The sequence below is a fragment of the Halomonas sp. R57-5 genome (genome assembly GCF_900070345.1).
GTDB lineage: Bacteria > Pseudomonadota > Gammaproteobacteria > Pseudomonadales > Halomonadaceae > Vreelandella > Vreelandella ventosae_B.
The window spans coordinates 4,909,182-4,928,142 of record NZ_LN813019.1 but is presented as its reverse complement, the minus strand read 5'-3'; the positions used below and the strand labels follow the sequence as shown (position 1 = coordinate 4,928,142).

The following is an 18,961-nucleotide window of genomic DNA, read 5'->3' as shown; positions in this document are numbered from 1 at the left end:
CACGCTGCTTTGATAGGAGTCGCTATGCTGCCTGACCCTGAGTTGCCAACGTTGTTACCTCGCCCCCCTGCGATCAGCGTGGCCGAGTATCGCCAGCGCCGCGATGCTCTTATGGCCCAACTGCCTGATAACGCTGTGGTGGTGCTTCCCGGCGCCGGGCTGATGACCCGTTCACGTGACAGCGAATTTGCCTTCCGCCAAAACAGCGATTTTTACTACCTGACCGGCATTTGCGAGCCAGATGCGCTATTGGTGCTGCTCCCTGGGCGCGTTGAAGGTGAGAGCGTGGTGTTCTGTCAAGATCGTGACCCCACCATGGAAGCGTGGACAGGGCGTCGTCTGGGTGCCGCTGGCGTGGTGGCCGAGTACGGCATTGATCAAGCGTTTGAAAACGCTGATCGCGATGAACGGCTACCCGAATTGTTAGCGGGGCGTGAGCTGCTTTATCTGCCGCTAGACAATGGCGAAGCCGTGGCAATTGCCGAAGATGCCTTGGCTGCGGCCCAGGCGGGGCTGAGACGCGGGCGGCCGCCGCTAAAAGGTTGGCTGGATATCAGCCCGTTGCTTCACGCTATGCGGTTGATCAAAAGCGATGCTGAAATTGCTCTGCTTAGCCATGCGGCGCTGATATCTGCCCATGCTCACCGGCGCGCTATGCAGGTCGCCCGCCCAGGCCTGAGTGAATTTCAGCTCCAGGCTGAGTTAGAGCATGAGTTTGTGTGGCAGGGCGCCAGTGGCCCCGCTTACAGCACGATTGTGGGTAGCGGTGCCAACGCCTGCGTACTGCACTATATTGAAAACAGCGCACCGCTATGCGAAGACGGCTTGGTGCTGATTGATGCGGGCGCCGAGTTTGAGCTGTATGCCGGTGATATCACCCGAACATTTCCGGTAGCTGGGCGGTTCGATGACGCCCAGCGAGCGCTCTATCAAGTGGTGCTCGATGCACAAGAGCGTGCCGTTAGCGCTATCCAGCCTGGTGTGACACTGGTGGATATCCATCAAGGCGTGGTGCATGACTTAACCGCCGGGCTAATTAAGCTTGGTCTGCTGGAAGGCAAGGTTCAGGCGCGCATTGATGACGAGAGCTACCGGCGCTTTTACCTGCACTCAACGTCACACTGGTTGGGGTTGGACGTCCACGATGTCGGCACTTATAAGCTAAATGAGCAAACGCCCCGACCACTGGTTGCAGGCATGGTGCTTACCGTAGAGCCGGGCCTGTATATTCCTAGCGATGACGATATTCCTGACGCCTATCAGGGCATAGGGATTCGTATTGAAGATAATGTGGTCGTCACTAATGACGGTCATGCAGTGCTGACCGCCGACGTACCMAAGCAAATCGTTGAAATCGAAGCATTGATGGCTAAAAAGTAACCAGCCATAAATCATTTGCAATGACCTTTATGTAAATTACGTTACGAAATTATTATTGCCTCTTTGTGAAGCGGCGCCGTGGYCGGGAGAAGCCAATGCAGCAGTCTAATCAGGCGGTTAAGGGAGCACTGACCCATGACATCGTGATTGTGGGCGGTGGGCTGGTAGGCGCCAGCTTAGGTTGCGCTCTGGCGCCACTGATTGAGCGCTACGGCTGGCGTGTGGCAATCMTTSAAYCGGCACCGATGGCCGTTCAGCCGCAGGAAGATGCCTGGCAGCCCAGTTTCGATGCCCGAGCCAGCGCTATTGCAGAGGGTTCGGCACAGCGCTTCCAACAGTTGGGKGTGTGGGAAGCGATGCGTGATGAGGCCACGCCGATCAAACGCATTCATATCAGCGAGCGTGGGCGCTTAGGTGCGACACGGCTGAGTGCTGATGAACTGGGCGTCGCGGCGCTGGGCCATGTCATCCCCAATGCATGGATGGGGCGTGTGCTTCATCACCGGCTTGCTCAGCTACCGCTGGAGTGGCACTGCCCGGCAAAAGTCGAACAGCTCACGCCTGTGGCCGGAGGACATCACCTGCAGCTCTCGGACGGTAGCCAGCTAAAGGCTGGGCTTACGGTATTGGCGGATGGTGGGCGCTCTGGGCTCAAAGAGCAGCTAGGCATAGGCAGTCGCCGTGAGTCTTACCAGCAGACAGCGCTTATTGCTCATGTCGGTGTCAGCCAGCCTCATCAAGGCATCGCTTATGAGCGCTTTACCTCGCAAGGGCCTATGGCGTTGTTGCCATTGCCGGGCCAAGCCATGGAGCTGATCTGGACGCACCCCAGTGGCAGCGAGCAAGCACGCATGGCGCTTCCCGAGCGTGAATTTCTGCTACAACTTCAGCGTGCGTTTGGCGATCGGGTGGGTCGCTTTACCCGGGTCGGCACTCGCCATACGTATCCGCTGTCACTGGTCACCGCTGAAGAGCCGGTGCGGGCAGGGCTGGCGGTATTAGGTAACGCTGCCCACGCTTTGCATCCGGTTGCGGGGCAGGGGTTTAACTTAGCCCTGCGTGGGGTAATGGATCTTGTGGAAGCGCTGGAGCAGGGCGAACAGGCCAAGCGTCCGCTGGGCGATATGACCACATTGCAAGCATTTGAGAAACAGCGCTCACGAGATCGTGCCAACGTAATTCGCTTTAGCGACGGTCTAGTGCGTCTGTTCGGGCTCTCCTTCCCGCTGCTGCCCCACGCCCGTGCAGCTGGCTTAATTGGCTTGAATCTGGTTGGGCCGCTACGTCGAGGGTTGGCCCGTCGCGCCATGGGCTTAGAGCGTTAGCTTGCTGGCTTTTCAGACAAAGCCTCTGATCATTCAATAGCTCACTTGCGCGACTTAAGAGGTTTTACTATGTATACGGATACATCGATTGCGAAACCGCCGGTGGAAAGCTTTGAGGCAATCATTGTGGGTGGTGGCATGGTGGGCACCGCGCTCTGTGCGCTGCTGGCCCAGGCGGGGATGCAGGTGGCGCTGGTTGAGGCGACSCCTGCACCGCTACGCATTGAACAGGCCGCTAGCAAGCTGCCAGCCCCGCGGGTGAGCGCGTTAACGCCGGTTTCCCAACGCTTGCTCACTCACTTGGGCGCTTGGCCGGCCATGCAGAACACTCGGGTAACGGCCTACCAGGGCATGCAGGTATGGGATGCCGAAGGCAGTGGTGAAATTGCCTTTTCCGCCGACGAGGCGGGGGTAGCCGTACTGGGGCATATTGTTGAGAACTCGGTCACGCTGGCTGCACTGAATAGCCAAGTAGTCGATCACCCCAACGTCACCACGTTTTTTGGCGCTCGCTTACAGGCGCTGCAGCGTGCCAGCGGCAATACATCTAAGCGTGTATTAAGTGGCGATTGGTTAATACTTGACGACGGGCGCCAACTACAAGCGCCGTTAATCGTTGCCGCCGATGGCGCCCACTCAACACTGCGTGAAATGGCCGGTATTGAGGTGGTCAGCGACGACATGCAGCAGGAGGCCGTGGTGACCACCGTTAAGTGCGCCAAGCCCCATGGTGGCACGGCGCGGCAAGCGTTTATTGACGGCCGACCGCTGGCATTCCTGCCTTTAACCGTGGAAGGTAATGACCATTACTGCTCCATTGTGTGGTCAACCACGCCAGCGCACGCCGCTGAACTGAGTGAATTGCCTCGCGGAGCTCTTGGCGAGGCGCTGGGGGTTGCGTTTGGTCACCGCTTAGGCGACGTCACTGCCTGCGATAAAGCCCACCGCTTTCCGTTAGTGCAGCGCCATGCCCGCCACTATGTGCAGCCGCATTTCGCACTGGTAGGGGACGCTGCTCACAGTATTCATCCGTTGGCAGGTCAGGGCGTTAATTTAGGGCTGATGGATGTGGCGGTGTTGGCAGAAGAGGTGGTGCATGCCTGGCAGCGCGGTGCGCCCTGGGGAGAACTAAGCACCTTGAGACGCTATGAGCGTCGGCGGCGCTTTGACAACAGCGCCATGCTGGGACTAATGAAGGGGTTCAAAGTGCTGTTTGGCAGCCACGACCCGGCGTTGACGTTGGCACGTAATGTGGGGATGAGCGGTATGAACCAGTGGGTGCCCTTAAAGCGGGTATTGATGCGACAGGCGACCGGGGAGCGCGGCCGCCTACCGCTCAGTTGTTGCTAAAGCAGGTTGTCGTTAACGCCGCTGACGGTCGACTACATTGAGTGCTTTAAGCAGATTAAGCGCTTCGCTGAGTTGGTAATCATCGAGTAGCCGCTCGGTCATTTCCTGGCGATCCCGGGGCGCCTGCTGAGCGCTTAGGTGGCCCTCAAGATCGGCTTCGCGAATCTCTCGGCGGCTTTCGGCTACTTCCAAGCGACCGCGTACGACGTCCACATCGGGCTCAATGCCTTGGGCCTGAATTGAGCGCCCGTTGGGGGTGTAGTAGAGCGCAGTGGTGAGCTTGAGCCCTTCGCCGTTACCTAGCGGCATAATCTGCTGCACTGACCCCTTGCCAAAACTATCGGTGCCCATAATCACGCCGCGCCGTTGATCCTGCAGCGCACCGGCGACAATTTCCGCGGCTGAGGCACTGCCGCCGTTGATCAGTACCACCAACGGCACATCGCGTGCAGGTGTGGTCGTGGAGGCGGAGAACGACATCTCCGTATCCGAGAGGCGCCCTTCGGTATATACGATCAAGCCTTCATCCAGAAACAGGTCGGCAATGCCGACGGCGGCTTGCAGGACACCACCGGGGTTATTACGTAAATCGAGTATCAACCCTTCTAGGGGCTGTTCACGCGCCATACGTTCAAGCGCTTCGCGGGCTTGTTCGGTGGTGCGCGATTGGAACTGGCTGACACGCAGGTAGCCGTAACCGGGCTCGAGCAGCTCGTGCTTAACGCTCTCGCTGCGAATAATTTCGCGCGTCAGCGTGAACTCCCGCGGTGAATCTTCGCCTGAACGCAGCACACTAATGCGTAGATCGCTGCCTGGCTCGCCGCGCATTAGGGTCACCGCTTCTTGTAGCGACATGCTATCGGTGGGAGTGCCGTCGATGGCGACGATAATATCGCGAGAAAGCAGCCCCGCGCGGGAAGCCGGCGTGTCATCAATAGGCGTAATCACCATAAGCTGGCCATTCTCGGTGCCCACTTCGATGCCAATGCCGCCAAATTCGCCCTGAGTAGACTCCTGCAGGCTTTGGTACTCTTCCTTATCCAAGTAGGCGGAGTGGGGATCCAGTTCGCTCAGCATGCCGCGCATAGCGTTACGCAACAGCGTGCTGTCGTCGACCTCCTCAACGTAGGCACGCTTAATGCGCTCAAATACCTCGGCGAAGGTCTGAATATCTTCCAGGGGCAGTTCGTTATAGGCAGGCTCATCCGCCATGCTGTTACCGGCTGGTTGGGCAAGCAGCGGTAGCGGCGCCGACAGTAAAGCAATTGGCAGCAGGGTCGCCAAGAAGCGCTTGGCGGGGGCTGGTACCCCGGTAACAGATAGCGTCATGCAAACTCCGCAAGGCGATAGGTAGCGTCGAAGCGCGCCACCCTGTAGTTAAAATACTTAGTTAAAACATTAGCTGAGACATTAGTCGAAACAACAATAAAAAAGCTGAAACCTTATTAGTCATGCAGCTTATCCCGTCAGCGGCGCGCAATCCAACGCTGGGGATTAATTGGTTCACCGCCGCGGCGAACTTCAAAGTAGAGCGCGGCGCGGGTTTGCCCTCCACTATCACCTACACGACCTATTTCATCGCCGCGACTGACCTGCTGACCAGGCCTGACGCTGAACTGCTGCAGGTGGGCATGTAGCGTCATAATCTGGTCGCCGTGGTCGATAATCAGCAAGTTACCAAACCCGCGCATCCAGTCGGCGAATACCACGCGCCCGGTGTGAACCGCTGTGACAGGCGTACCTGCGCTGGCTTGAATCACAATACCGTTATAGTGCACGCCGTCGCGGTGATGGAAACTGCTACTGATTGAGCCCTGTACCGGCCAAGGTAAATCGCCTTGGGTACTGACAATATGCGTAGTGGGCGTAGGTTCAGCAAGTCTTGCCATCTCCGCCTGGATATTGCGCAGCACGCGCTCGGCCTCTTCGCGGCTCTGGTTGAGGTCCGCCAGCCGTTCCTCTTCACTGCCGTAGCGGTCATCCAGGTTGGAAACCACGCCGCGTCGTTCGGTGGTGCGTTGGGCAAGCAGCGCACTTTGCTCTTCCAGCTCATCGGCTAATGTATCAAGACGCGCTTGGCGCTCGCTTAGCTCCTGCTGGGTGTCGGCCAGGGCGGTATCCAAGCGTGCTATATCGCTTAAGCGGCGATTGCGTGCTTCGGTCAGCCGATTCATATAGGCCTGCATACGATCCAGCTCGGCAGGGTCACCCTGGTTAAGCAGTAGTTTGAGCTGCGGCGTAGGGCCAAGTCGGTAAAGCGCGGAGAGCTGTTGGCCTAGCGCTGCGTACTGATCGGCGCGCTCGCTCTCCAGGCGGTCACGGTGCTGGCGCAGTTGGGTGGTTTCATCATTCAACTGGCGGCGCTCAGCTTGCAAGGTGTCCAGGCGCTGATGCGTTTCGGCAAGCTCGGTTTCGACTTCCTTTAGCTCGCGTTGGGCGCTATCGCGGGCCTCGCCAGTGGCGCTGAGACGTTGGGCAACAGACTCGATCTCTTGGCCAATGGTATCCAATTGCTGGCGCGCCGCGCCTTCATCCTGCTGAGCGAAGCCTGCTGGCGCATAACTTAACGCCAGCAAGAGTGACAGGGCTAAATACGGCCGCATGGGCACTATTTATAATGAATCAGTGGTTGACCGGTCATTGCCTCGGGCTGTTCTTGATCCATCATGGTCAGCAGCGTGGGTGCCAGGTCGCATAGCTTGCCCTCTTCAAGCGAGGCTGGGCGTTCACCAACGTAAATAAGCGGTACCACAAAGGTGGTGTGGGCGGTTTGCGGTGCGCCGGTTTCGGGATGAACCATCTGTTCGGCATTACCATGGTCGGCGGTAATTAAGCAGGCGCCGCCTGCACGCTCGATGGCTTCAACGACACGTCCCACGCAGGTATCGACGGTCTCAATGGCTTTTACCGCGGCGTTGAAGTCACCGGTGTGGCCGACCATATCACCGTTGGCGTAGTTGCAAACGATCAGATCAAAGCTGCCGCCATCAATGGCGTCGACAAGCTTGTCGGTAATCTCAAACGCGCTCATCTCAGGCTTTTCGTCGTAGGTGCGCACATCGCGTGGAGAAGGCACTAAGATGCGCTCTTCGCCGTCATATTCAGCTTCATTGCCGCCTGAAAAGAAGAAGGTGACGTGGGGGTACTTCTCGGTTTCGGCGATACGCAATTGTTTCAAGCCGCGCTTAGCCACCACTTCACCCAAGGTGTCGTTAAGATCCGACGGTGGAAAGGCGGCTGGTGCAGCAATGTCAGCGGCGTACTGGGTCATCATTACCAGCCCTTTACCCGCAAGTTTAGGGCATGTACGCCGCTCAAAGCCTTTGAAGTCTGACTCGGTAAAAGCGCGGGTTAACTCACGGGCGCGATCAGAGCGGAAGTTTAGGAAAATAGCCGCATCGCCATCTTGTAAGGTAATCGGGCTGTCATTGAGGGGTATGCTGCTGGCGCCTACGAATTCGTCGGTTTCGCCACGCTGGTAGGCATCGCGAAGCGCGGTTTCAGCGCTGGAGGTGTAGTMCTCCGCGTGGCCATCGGTGAGCAGGCGGTAGGCTTGCTCAACGCGCTCCCAGCGGTTGTCGCGATCCATGGCGTAGAAGCGGCCAATAATTGAGGCAACAAAACCATTATCAGCGCCCACTAGCTCGGCCAGGCGAGCATTGGCGCGCTCTATTGAGGCCAGGGCGCTTTGCGGGGGCATATCGCGCCCATCGAGAAAGGCGTGAATAAAAATGCGCTGGGCGCCGCGGCGGGCGGCCAGTTCTGCCATGGCAATAAAATGCGCTTCATGGCTGTGGACACCGCCGGGGGAGAGCAGGCCAATTAAATGTACCGGCCGACCATTGGCGACGGCTTCGTCAATCGGCTGGGTAAGGTTGTCATTAACATCCAGGTCGCCGTCTTCAATCGCCTTGCTGATACGGGTGAAATCCTGATAAACGATACGGCCGGCACCAATATTCATATGCCCGACTTCAGAGTTGCCCATCTGGCCGTCGGGGAGCCCTACGTTAAGCCCATCGGTGTGAACGAAGGCGTGAGGGCGGCTCGCCCACAATTTATCCATCGTTGGCGTGTGGGCAGCGGCGACCGCATTATGGTCMCYCTCAGGGTTGTGGCCATAGCCGTCGAGAATAATCAGCGCCACGGGGCGCGGGGKGCGAGACGTATCCATAAAAACCTCGTTAAGATTGGCTAGCCGTGCGACTCGAAAAATTCGGGGTCGCGACGGGCGCACGCTTGGGGCATCATAACGCAGGCAACGGCCAGGCGTCATGATCAAGGCCTGCGCGGGAAGCTATCTGACGTGTATACTTGTCGCGTTTTAACGGTGGCAACGCCGCTTTTTTCCGTATTTACCAAGAGATTGTGTTCGCGATGATCGATCAGGTGTTCGAATTCGTACAGAACCACCCCCTGCTGGTTGGGGCATTTTTGCTGGTGCTGATAGCGTGGATTATTTATGAAACGCGCAGCGCCGCTACTAATGCACTGACCGCCACAGAGGCCACTCAGCTTATCAACCGCGAAGACGCGGTGGTGCTGGATATCCGTGAAAACAAAGACTTCAAAGCCGGGCATATCGCGGGGGCGCGCAATATTCCGCAAAGCAACCTCGATAGCCGCATGAACGAACTGGATAAAGTGAAAGCCCAGCCGATCATCGTGGTATGCAAGCACGGCCAGAGTTCGGGTGCCGCACAGGCCAAACTCACCAAAGCAGGCTTTGAGCGTGCTTACAAGTTGAGAGGCGGCATGGCGCAGTGGCAAGGCGACGGCCTTCCGGTGGTTAAAAAGTAACCAACGCTAGCTTTATTTAATAAACAATCAGGAGTTTTCTCATGGCGGAAGATAACAACACCCCGCAGGCGGGTGCCGCGGCAGACGAAAAACCGCAGCTGAAATTCTCGCTGCAGCGTATTTATGTAAAAGATATTTCGTTTGAAGCGCCCAACTCACCTTCGGTGTTCAAGCAGGCGTTCAAACCTAAGGTGAACCTGGACCTGAATACCACCAGCACTAAAATTGCTGATGACCAGTATGAAGTGGTGGTCAAGGTGACTGCTCAGGTGAATGACAGTGAAACCGGTACGACCTCTTTCCTGGCGGAAGTCGAGCAGGCGGGTCTGTTCCGTATCGCGGGTATTGAAGGGGCGCAGCTGGATCAAACTCTGGGTGCCTTCTGCCCCAATCTGCTGTTCCCTTACGCCCGTGAGTGCGTGGATAACCTGGTCAACCGTGGCGGTTTCCCGCCGCTGATGCTGGCGCCGGTTAACTTCGAAGCGATGTACGCCCAGCGTAAGCAGCGCGAAGCCAAGCAAGCCGAAGAAAGCACTCATTAAGCGATGCCTGAAACGCTGCAAGCCACTGAATGGTATGCCCAGCATGGCAAAATGCCGCGCGTCTATGTGCCTGCTGCCTTCGTAGCAGGCAGTGACGTTGTACTGCCTGAAGGCCCCGCCCGGCACCTCACGCGCGTGCTGCGCATGAGCGAGGGTGCACCGCTGGTGCTTTTCGACGGCGACGGTCTAGAGGCCGGTGTCCGTTTGGCGGAGGTAAGCCGCAAGCAGACGCTGGTTCGCGTTGAAGCAGTATGGTCGGGCAGTGGCGAGTCGCCGCTGTCCGTTCATTTGGGTCAAGCGATCTCTAAAGGCGACCGAATGGATTACGCCATTCAGAAGGCCGTCGAGCTGGGCGTTGCGGCAATCACCCCGCTGTATACCGAGCGCGGTGACGTGCGTTTGAAAGGCGACCGGGAAGAGAAAAAACTGGCTCACTGGCAGGCGGKGGCTGCCAGCGCCTGCGAGCAGAGTGGCCGTGCGGTGGTGCCGCCGATACATTCCCCTGTGGCGCTTCAAACATGGCTTGCTCAAAGAGAAGAGCCGCTGCGCTTGATGCTGCATTTGGCTACCGGCAATGCCTTTGATCGCCAGGAACGCCCCACTTCGGTTGCGCTGCTCATTGGTCCGGAAGGTGGTTTGAGCGAGAGCGATATTGCTGCCGCCCAAAATGCTACCTTTACACCGCTAACCCTCGGCCCGCGTGTGCTACGCACCGAAACCGCTCCGGTAGTGGCACTATCGCTGTTACAGCACTACTTTGGTGATTTGTAAGTACTTACTATCCCTATTGCCCCCGCTATTCCCAGTTATTTATTATCTCCTCGTTGCACGCTTAACGCTAGGCGCTGTGCTTCTTTGTGCGTTTGCTGAAGACCCTTTAAAGCGATGGGTTTGAGCATCGGCAGCGGCTCACCGGATAGTCCGCTGATCACCAACAGACGATGCTGTCGGCCATACGTATAGCCCAGCCAGCAAGGCAACCATAATGGCGTGGGAGCGCTATCCAACACCTGTATTCGCCAGTGGCGGGGTGTCGCCATGCGTTCCCATAACCAWAGCCGGTTGAGTGCTTCTGGCGTCGGCGGTAAGCCACTATCAATGAGAAGATCTGAGCAGGGTTCTGCGACCTGGACAGGTAGTTCGGTACCCACCAATAGCAGACCGCGGCGGATGCCTTGAGCGTAGAGCAGCCAAGCGCCTGGCATGCCATTGGGCAACCCTAAACCCGCTGCCCACAGACTGACCCAGGCCGGCTCACAAGCGGATGCGCCCAGACCCTGAAGCCGCCGTTTGGCAGTCTCTTCGTCAACTCGCCTTGTTAGCGTTAAGCGCTCAGCCATTCGCCCACCCCTGCAGCGCCGCTAGCATTCCCAGCATTACGCAGAACCAAATCATTAGTCCGATACAGCGACGGCGCGTCAAGCGTGCCTCTTTGCCAATTATCTGGGCGTTTTCGGCTCTGGCCGCCAGCACGGCCTGCATATCCGGCGCGGCTTCGGCCATCATTACATCGCTTAATTGATCGTGGCTGGGCGCGGGAGCCGTTAAGCTAACCAGATAGCCAACGCTCATCGAAACCGCTACCCCCACTGTGTTGTTATACAGCCAGGAGATATCGAGTAGCGCAGTGACGGCCCATACGGAGAGCATACCGGCAATCAGCCCGGCCATAGCCCCCCGGGCGTTTGAGCGATGGCTGAAAATAGCCAGTAAGAAGGTGCCCAGCAGCGCACCGTAAAACCATGAGCCGATTTGGTTAACCGCTTCAATCACGGGGCCAAGGTTGCCCGCAAAAAAAGCAAACAAAGTGGCATATAGGCCCCAGAACACGGTGGCTATCCGCGATGCTTTTAGATAATGGGCATCGCTGGCATTGGGTTTGATATAGCGGCTATAAAAATCGCGCACGGTCACTGCTGACAGCGAGTTAAGCGCCGAGTCGAGACTTGACATCGCCGCCGCAAACACCCCGGCAATTACCAGCCCGGCCATCCCTGAGGGGAACGCGCTGACAACATAGCGTGGCAGTAACTCATTGAGATCCTCGGGGGGCGTTAGCCCATGCTGTTGATAGTAGGTGGCCAAGATAACGCCAATAAATAGAAACAGCAGCATCTGGGGAATTAGCAGATAGCCGCCAATCAACAGCGAGCGCTGGGCATCGAGCACTGAAGGGCTGGATAACACTCGCTGAATTTGGCTCTGATCGGTGCCGAAGTAGGCTACATGGAGGAAAAAGCCGCCGAAGAGCCCGGCCCATAGGGAGTAGGTGACGCTTGGGTCGAAGGACAGATCGATGGCATTGAACATCCCGCTGGTGGCGCCAAAGCTGAAGACATCGCCCCAACCGCCGGGCAGGCTGGTTACCAAAAAGAAGATGCTTAACAGCGCGCCTAGCCAGAGCACGAACATCTGCACCACATCCGTCCAAATTACCGCGCTGATACCGCCCATCACGGTATAGCTGATCGCCAGTACCGCCATAATGATAATGGTGAGGTTAACGCTCCAGCCGGTCACTACCGCGAGTACCAGCGCAGGTGCATAAAGCACCACGCCAGTGGCGAGACCGCGGGCGATGAGAAACAGCAGAGCGGTAAGGGTACGCGTCGCCGGGCCGAAGCGGTGCTCCAGCAGTTCGTAGATACTATAGATGCCTGCGCGGTGGAAAATGGGCACCAACACCAGGATCAATACGATCATGGCCAAGGGCACATTGATAAACGTCACCAAGCGCTCAAGGCCACCCTCGAACCCCCAGCCCGGCGCACCGATAAAGGTAATCGCGCTGGCTTGGGTTGCCATAACCGAAAGGCCTATCGCCCAGCCGGGAATTTTGCGGCCGCCTAAAAAATAGTCCTCTGGATTGTGCTGATCTTTCCCGAATCGGGAACCGATCCAGGCGATTAAACTGATATAACCAATCAAAACTACCGTATCAAAAAGCGTGAACCCTTCCATGTTCGCTCCCCTACGCCTAATTTTGTCTAGTGTTTTGATAGTAGCAGGTTGTGCGCTGTTTGCTTTATTAGGCGGTGAACATGCTTTCAACTACTAAAAAGCGCCATCCTGCTTTGCCCTGCGTGTGCTAGGCACCATAATGTTGTTCTATTTTTCTTGAAGGACGTTACCCATGGTGCGTGAGTCACACTCATCCCCGCGATCCGCTAGTGATGCGACTGCCCTGTTGGGTGAAGTGGCGTACCTAACGGTTACGGCGGTTAATAATATTGGCGCTTTTTTGCAGTGGGGGCAGCCGAAAGATGTGTTGCTACCCTTCAGCGAGCAACATTTTCGCCCTGATGCTGGAAAGCGTGTATTGGTGATGTTGTATAGCGATGACCAGGGGCGGCCAGTGGCGTCGATGAAGCTGGATCGCTTTCTAACCGATGACGCCTGGGCATTGGAAAAGGGTGATGAGGTTGCCGTGGTGGTGGCGGAACGCACGGATTTAGGTATGAAGGTGGTGGTCAATCACCGCTACTGGGGGCTTATTTACCAGGATGACGTTACCCAACCATTGCGCCGGGGCCAATCTGTTAAGGGCTATGTAAAGCAGCGCCGTGAAGATGGCCGCCTAAATATCTCGCTGCTACCGCCAGGTGCCGCCCGTCTAGATGTGGTAGGCGACAAGATCTTGCAGGCACTGCGTGAAAGCGGTGGTTATCTGGCACTGGGCGATAAAAGCCCAGCCCATGAAGTTAAAGCTCGCTTAGGGGTAAGTAAAAGCGCCTATAAACAAGCTATTGGGCGGCTTTATAAGCAGCAGCTGATTACCCTAGAGCCTGGAGCTATCCGCTTAGTGCCCGGCGCGCTTAGCGAGTAGTTAGTTAGGGCCTGTTGACATTTCACTCGCGGCCGCGCTGGTGCCCGTTTTTATTCGCGGCAAGGCAGGAGGAGAGAGGTTTGGTGGTTCCAAATGAACGACGACTAACGTCGCCGCGGATAAAAACGGGCCCAGCCCTTCGGGTTGCCCCACAAAGCGCGCCATACGGCGTTGCAAAACTTGAAAAGGGAACCACCCTTCCCAGCGTTTTGCGCCTTGTCTGACGCGCTTTGTGGGGCAACGCGGTTCGCGATGAAACGTCAACAGGCCCTAGGGCAGTTGGAGCCGGGCGAGCAGTGCGGCATACTGAGCATCAATTGTTTATGTTTGGATAGTGCCCCCGATGAGCCAATCAAATCTGCACCTCGGCGTTGTGATGGATCCCATCAGTGACATCGCTTACAAGAAAGACACCACCATGGCCATGCTATGGGCTGCCCAGGAGCGTGGCTATACCCTGCACTATATGGAGCAGGAAGATCTTTTCTTGAACGCGGGGCAAGCCTACGCGCGTATGCGCCCGCTAAACGTGCATCGTGATCCAAATCACTGGTACGACCTAGGCGAACCTTCCGCGCGTCCGCTAGTCGAGCTGGACGTTGTGTTGATGCGCAAAGACCCCCCCGTCGATGCTGAGTTTATTAACGCAGTGCATCTGCTGGGCTTTGCCGAGCGGGAAGGTGTGCTGATCGTTAATCCGACGGCAGCGCTTTTGCAATGTAATGAAAAGCTGTTTGCCCAGCAGTTCCCCCAGTGCTGCGCGCCTACGATCGTCGCTAGTCGTGATGATGTGCTGCGCGCCTTCCATGCAGAACACGGCGATGTGATCTTTAAGCCGCTGGATGGTATGGGAGGCACCGGTATTTTTCATATTGGCCCAGAAGGTCGAAATATCGGAGCGGTGATTGAGCAGCTTTCGCTGCGTGGCCAGCGACAAATCATGGCCCAGCGTTATCTGCCGGAGATTAAGGATGGCGACACACGCATTCTGTTGGTGGACGGTGAGCCCGTTCCCTTTGGACTAGCGCGGATACCTTCGGCGGGCGAAACCCGCGGCAATTTAGCCGCTGGAGGGAAGGGCGTTAGCCGTGAGCTCACCGAGCGCGATCACTGGCTTATTCAGCAGGTGCAGCCGATGATTCGTGATAAAGGCTTAATGTTCGTCGGACTGGATGTAATCGGTGACTATATTACCGAAATCAACGTCACCAGCCCCACCTGTGTACGTGAAATTGACGATCAGCGGGGCACCAATATTGCCGGTTTACTGCTCGATGCCATTGAGCGGCGCTTAGCGCTTCAACCCTGAATTTAACTAATAAGTGCAGAGCTTCACGAGCCTTCTTACCGATAACGACACCTATTACGCTATGCCTGCTGAGATGCCAGCAGGCAGTGGGAGACGCATGCAAAGTTTGAAACATCACTTTCTAATGGCCATGCCGCACTTAGAAGACCCTAATTTCGCCGGTAGTCTGATCTATCTTTGCGATCATGATAACAACGGCTGCATGGGGGTAATTACTAATCGACCGTTAGAGATCACCCTCGAAGCGTTATTTGATCAACTGGAGTTGGGGGGGGAAGCCAGCCCGCACCGCAATGCACCGGTCTATTACGGCGGGCCGATGCATAAAGACCGTGGCTTCATTTTGCACGTTGGTGATAGTCAGGAGTGGGACTCTAGTATCCAGGTGGAAGATGGCATTGCGCTGACGACGTCGCTGGATATTCTCCAGGCCTTCGCAGCAGGCGAGGGGCCTGAGCACTTCTTAGTCTGCTTGGGTTGCGCTGGCTGGGAAGTTGGGCAACTGGAAGAAGAGCTTAAAGAGAACAGCTGGCTAACGGTAGAAGCCCAGAGCAGCGTGCTCTTCAATACCCCACCTATCGAGCGTTTAACCGCGGCGGCTGGCTTGTTAGGTATTGATCTTAATTTAATGACCCGAGACGCGGGGCACGCCTGATGGCCGAGGCGGGGCAACGCTTAATCCTGGCCTTTGACTATGGCACCCGGCGTATCGGTGTGGCGGTAGGCAACGAGCTACTGCACAGCGCTCGGGAGTTGACTCCCTTGACGGCACGGGATGGGATTCCCGACTGGGGTGTCGTCTCACGGCTACTTAACGAGTGGCAGCCGGATCTGTTAGTGGTGGGGTTACCGCTGAATATGGATGGTAGCGAGTCAGAGATGAGCGCTCGCGCTCGCAAGTTCGGTAATCGTTTGCATGGCCGTTTTGGTAAACCGTGTGAAATGGTCGATGAGCGTGGCACTACGCGAGAAGCCAAGCTAATCGCTCGTGAGGCGGGCCATAAAGGCAACTATCGTCAAGACAGTGTCGATGGCATTGCGGCTATTCTTATTCTTGAGGGCTGGTTCGCCCACCAGGAAGGCTTGCCTGGCGGGCGCCTTTCTCTATAAGTCCTACCTTGAAATTCCTACCCTTAAACTTTTGCGCTTTAACGATCCAGCGTGCCCGTTTGGGTGGGTACGTACCAGCGCACGGGGCGTAGCTCTTTTTCGATTAGCTCATCGACATTGAGCAGTGTCGCGAAAATCGCCATTCGCATGGGGATACCGTTATCGGTTTGGCGGAAAATCGCCAGACGCGGATCGCCGTTAAGGTCGACGTTTAAATCATTCGCGCCGGGGCGGCTATCCCTGGGTAGCGGGTGCATCACAATGGTGCTTTGGCTGCAGCGGTGATCGAGAAAATCGCGGTTAACCATAAAGTCGTCAGAGAGCCCCTGAAAGCTCTCATTCATCTCGTCGGTAAAGCGCTCCTTCTGTATTCGTGTGGTGTACACCACATCTAAATCGGCAAAATCACTAGCGAGAGAATCGCGCTGCTCAATGCGGTGGCCGCGAGAGGCTACTAAGTCAATCAGCTTGGAAGGCATCTCAAGGCCCGGCGGTGACACCAGGGTAATGCGCAGTGGGTCATAGAGTGATAAAAGCTTAATCAGTGAATGTACGGTACGGCCGTACTTCAAGTCGCCGGTGAGTAATATGTGCGCACCTGTCAGCGATTTACCCAGGCGCTGAAACTCTTTATCAATCGTATAAAGGTCAAGTAGTGCTTGGCTGGGGTGCTCCCCGGGGCCGTCGCCACCATTAATAACCGGTACATTCGTCGCCGCGGCAAACTCAGCCACCGAGCCCTGGTCGGGGTGGCGCATTACAATGGCGTCGCAGTAGCCACTCATTACACGGCTGGTGTCATATAGTGACTCTCCCTTCGCCATAGAGGAGAAAGTGAAGCCCGTGGTGTCACACACACTGCCACCTAAACGACAAAAGGCAGCATTAAAGCTTACACGCGTACGAGTGCTGGCTTCAAAAAACAGGTTGCCGAGTACCGCCCCTTCCAACACTCGTGTCACTTGGCGCCGTTGAGCAATCGGCTCCATGCGTGCAGCCACACGCAGTAAATGATCAACGCTTTCACGGTTTAATGAGTCGACTGTTAGCAGGTGGTGGCTCATGGCGGACCTCAGCAAAGTGGTAGATGAGTCTAGTGTAACCGCCAATGAGGGTACCGCCGAAGGGGTTTAATCCACTCAATATGACGAATTTGTAATTTTTCTACAAAACCGCTTGCCAACCCGTCAGCGAATCCGTAAAGTACGCATCCGCTGCCGGGGACGCCAAGCGTTACCAGCGGTGCATAAGGTGTAAAAGCCTTGGTTTGTCAGGCAGTTAACGCTTTTGCAAAAGCAAGCGGTTTTGGATGTTGATTGATCCGCATCGAAAACAACGCCCTTGACAAACGCCAGGAAATGCGTAGAATACGCCTTCCTCGCTGAGGCAGGCCAGTTCAACGGCAGCCCGGTTACTTTCACAGTAACCAAGCAGCGAAACAGCTCTTTAACAATTTGATCAGGTAATTCATGTGGGCGCTTGCTGATGTTGGTGACAAATCACCAAATATCAAGGCAAGCGACTCAAGCAATAAGGTTTTTCGAAACCTGTTTTGAATGAATTCGTTTGAACCTTGAGCCAAGTTTGGTTCGCTTCTGTCACTTTCGAGTGGCGGGTAAGAACCGCATAGATCTTAAACTGAAGAGTTTGATCATGGCTCAGATTGAACGCTGGCGGCAGGCCTAACACATGCAAGTCGAGCGGTAACAGGGGTAGCTTGCTACCCGCTGACGAGCGGCGGACGGGTGAGTAATGCATAGGAATCTGCCCGATAGTGGGGGATAACCTGGGGAAACCCAGGCTAATACCGCATACGTCCTACGGGAGAAAGGGGGCTCCGGCTCCCGCTATTGGATGAGCCTATGTCGGATTAGCTAGTTGGTAAGGTAATGGCTTACCAAGGCAACGATCCGTAGCTGGTCTGAGAGGATGATCAGCCACATCGGGACTGAGACACGGCCCGAACTCCTACGGGAGGCAGCAGTGGGGAATATTGGACAATGGGGGCAACCCTGATCCAGCCATGCCGCGTGTGTGAAGAAGGCCCTCGGGTTGTAAAGCACTTTCAGCGAGGAAGAACGCCTATCGGTTAATACCCGGTAGGAAAGACATCACTCGCAGAAGAAGCACCGGCTAACTCCGTGCCAGCAGCCGCGGTAATACGGAGGGTGCAAGCGTTAATCGGAATTACTGGGCGTAAAGCGCGCGTAGGTGGCTTGATAAGCCGGTTGTGAAAGCCCCGGGCTCAACCTGGGAACGGCATCCGGAACTGTCAGGCTAGAGTGCAGGAGAGGAAGGTAGAATTCCCGGTGTAGCGGTGAAATGCGTAGAGATCGGGAGGAATACCAGTGGCGAAGGCGGCCTTCTGGACTGACACTGACACTGAGGTGCGAAAGCGTGGGTAGCAAACAGGATTAGATACCCTGGTAGTCCACGCCGTAAACGATGTCGACCAGCCGTTGGGTGCCTAGAGCACTTTGTGGCGAAGTTAACGCGATAAGTCGACCGCCTGGGGAGTACGGCCGCAAGGTTAAAACTCAAATGAATTGACGGGGGCCCGCACAAGCGGTGGAGCATGTGGTTTAATTCGATGCAACGCGAAGAACCTTACCTACCCTTGACATCTACAGAAGCCGGAAGAGATTCTGGTGTGCCTTCGGGAACTGTAAGACAGGTGCTGCATGGCTGTCGTCAGCTCGTGTTGTGAAATGTTGGGTTAAGTCCCGTAACGAGCGCAACCCTTGTCCTTATTTGCCAGCACGTAATGGTGGGAACTCTAAGGAGACTGCCGGTGACAAACCGGAGGAAGGTGGGGACGACGTCAAGTCATCATGGCCCTTACGGGTAGGGCTACACACGTGCTACAATGGCCGGTACAAAGGGCTGCGAGCTCGCGAGAGTCAGCGAATCCCTTAAAGCCGGTCTCAGTCCGGATCGGAGTCTGCAACTCGACTCCGTGAAGTCGGAATCGCTAGTAATCGTGAATCAGAATGTCACGGTGAATACGTTCCCGGGCCTTGTACACACCGCCCGTCACACCATGGGAGTGGACTGCACCAGAAGTGGTTAGCCTAACGCAAGAGGGCGATCACCACGGTGTGGTTCATGACTGGGGTGAAGTCGTAACAAGGTAGCCGTAGGGGAACCTGCGGCTGGATCACCTCCTTAAACGATGCGTCACAGTCGGTAAGCGTCCACAATGAATTACCTGATCAGATAGCTGTTGATGCGCAGTGATAAGCCAGCCGCCTACGGCGTTGCCTTATCACTGCGTATAGCAGTCGCTCTTTAACAATGTATATCATGCTGACAAGAACAT

The 18,961-nt window shown here is 56.3% G+C and carries 16 protein-coding genes and 1 rRNA gene; 11 read left to right on the top strand and 6 right to left on the bottom strand.

Annotation, left to right across the window (positions count from 1 at the left end; genetic code table 11):
• The first annotated feature begins 24 nt into the window (after nt 1-24).
• The 3 genes from pepP to HALO_RS22495 all read left to right on the top strand — a co-directional run bounded on the left by pepP (nt 25) and on the right by HALO_RS22495 (nt 4,055).
• Nucleotides 25-1,380: a Xaa-Pro aminopeptidase gene (pepP, locus tag HALO_RS22505; protein ID WP_035582469.1), complete on the top strand. Its 1,356-nt coding sequence runs from the start codon at nt 25-27 to the stop codon at nt 1,378-1,380.
• A gap of 95 nt (nt 1,381-1,475) precedes the next feature.
• Nucleotides 1,476-2,705, top strand: a complete 1,230-nt coding sequence (ubiH, locus tag HALO_RS22500; RefSeq protein ID WP_050714063.1) for a 2-octaprenyl-6-methoxyphenyl hydroxylase — start codon at nt 1,476-1,478, stop codon at nt 2,703-2,705.
• Between the two features lie 69 nt (nt 2,706-2,774).
• On the top strand, nt 2,775-4,055 hold the full coding sequence (locus HALO_RS22495; protein WP_035582474.1) for a UbiH/UbiF/VisC/COQ6 family ubiquinone biosynthesis hydroxylase: 1,281 nt from the start codon (nt 2,775-2,777) through the stop codon (nt 4,053-4,055).
• A gap of 12 nt (nt 4,056-4,067) precedes the next feature.
• Here the strand turns inward: HALO_RS22495 and HALO_RS22490 are convergent, their stop codons facing one another.
• The 3 genes from HALO_RS22490 to gpmI all read right to left on the bottom strand — a co-directional run bounded on the left by HALO_RS22490 (nt 4,068) and on the right by gpmI (nt 8,229).
• Nucleotides 4,068-5,384 carry a S41 family peptidase gene (locus HALO_RS22490; RefSeq protein ID WP_035582477.1) on the bottom strand — a complete coding sequence of 439 codons (1,317 nt, stop codon included), beginning with the start codon at nt 5,382-5,384 and terminating at the stop codon, nt 4,068-4,070.
• A 137-nt stretch (nt 5,385-5,521) separates the two neighbouring features.
• Nucleotides 5,522-6,658, bottom strand: a complete 1,137-nt coding sequence (locus HALO_RS22485; RefSeq protein WP_035582480.1) for a murein hydrolase activator EnvC family protein — start codon at nt 6,656-6,658, stop codon at nt 5,522-5,524.
• A gap of 5 nt (nt 6,659-6,663) precedes the next feature.
• Nucleotides 6,664-8,229: a 2,3-bisphosphoglycerate-independent phosphoglycerate mutase gene (gpmI, locus tag HALO_RS22480; protein ID WP_050714062.1), complete on the bottom strand. Its 1,566-nt coding sequence runs from the start codon at nt 8,227-8,229 to the stop codon at nt 6,664-6,666.
• A gap of 203 nt (nt 8,230-8,432) precedes the next feature.
• Here gpmI and HALO_RS22475 point away from each other — a divergent pair, with 203 nt between their 5' ends.
• Genes HALO_RS22475 through HALO_RS22465 form a run of 3 tightly spaced genes read left to right on the top strand, consistent with a single transcriptional unit; the run spans nt 8,433 to nt 10,168 of the window.
• Nucleotides 8,433-8,855: a rhodanese-like domain-containing protein gene (locus HALO_RS22475; RefSeq protein WP_035583699.1), complete on the top strand. Its 423-nt coding sequence runs from the start codon at nt 8,433-8,435 to the stop codon at nt 8,853-8,855.
• Between the two features lie 41 nt (nt 8,856-8,896).
• Nucleotides 8,897-9,397: a protein-export chaperone SecB gene (gene secB / locus HALO_RS22470; RefSeq protein WP_035582485.1), complete on the top strand. Its 501-nt coding sequence runs from the start codon at nt 8,897-8,899 to the stop codon at nt 9,395-9,397.
• 3 nt (nt 9,398-9,400) lie between these two features.
• On the top strand, nt 9,401-10,168 hold the full coding sequence (locus HALO_RS22465) for a 16S rRNA (uracil(1498)-N(3))-methyltransferase (protein WP_092490880.1): 768 nt from the start codon (nt 9,401-9,403) through the stop codon (nt 10,166-10,168).
• 35 nt (nt 10,169-10,203) lie between these two features.
• Here the strand turns inward: HALO_RS22465 and HALO_RS22460 are convergent, their stop codons facing one another.
• Nucleotides 10,204-10,737, bottom strand: coding sequence for a hypothetical protein (locus HALO_RS22460; protein WP_035582488.1), 534 nt, complete (start codon nt 10,735-10,737; stop codon nt 10,204-10,206).
• Entirely contained in the window at nt 10,730-12,358 is a 1,629-nt protein-coding gene (locus tag HALO_RS22455) for a sodium:solute symporter (RefSeq protein ID WP_035582490.1), read from the bottom strand. The genes HALO_RS22460 and HALO_RS22455 overlap by 8 nt, the downstream gene beginning before the upstream one ends.
• Before the next feature lie 172 nt (nt 12,359-12,530).
• On the opposite strand from HALO_RS22455, the gene HALO_RS22450 reads away from it, so the two are divergent.
• The 4 genes from HALO_RS22450 to ruvX all read left to right on the top strand — a co-directional run bounded on the left by HALO_RS22450 (nt 12,531) and on the right by ruvX (nt 15,642).
• Complete coding sequence (locus HALO_RS22450) at nt 12,531-13,223, top strand: CvfB family protein (protein ID WP_035582492.1); 693 nt, start codon at nt 12,531-12,533, stop codon at nt 13,221-13,223.
• Between the two features lie 343 nt (nt 13,224-13,566).
• A complete protein-coding gene (gene gshB / locus HALO_RS22445; protein ID WP_035582494.1) occupies nt 13,567-14,532 on the top strand; it encodes a glutathione synthase in 966 nt (321 codons plus the stop codon).
• Between the two features lie 97 nt (nt 14,533-14,629).
• A complete protein-coding gene (locus HALO_RS22440; protein ID WP_035582497.1) occupies nt 14,630-15,187 on the top strand; it encodes a YqgE/AlgH family protein in 558 nt (185 codons plus the stop codon).
• Complete coding sequence (gene ruvX, locus HALO_RS22435) at nt 15,187-15,642, top strand: Holliday junction resolvase RuvX (protein ID WP_035582500.1); 456 nt, start codon at nt 15,187-15,189, stop codon at nt 15,640-15,642. Before HALO_RS22440 ends, ruvX begins: the two co-directional genes overlap by 1 nt.
• 38 nt (nt 15,643-15,680) lie before the next feature.
• Here ruvX and HALO_RS22430 read toward each other — a convergent pair whose 3' ends face one another.
• The gene (locus tag HALO_RS22430) at nt 15,681-16,706 is read right to left on the bottom strand and encodes an aspartate carbamoyltransferase (RefSeq protein ID WP_027958465.1); all 1,026 of its coding nucleotides are present in this window, start codon (nt 16,704-16,706) and stop codon (nt 15,681-15,683) included.
• 571 nt (nt 16,707-17,277) lie between these two features.
• Between HALO_RS22430 and HALO_RS22425 the strand changes: the two genes are divergently transcribed.
• Nucleotides 17,278-18,810, top strand: a 16S ribosomal RNA gene (locus HALO_RS22425).
• The last annotated feature ends 151 nt before the right edge of the window (nt 18,811-18,961 follow it).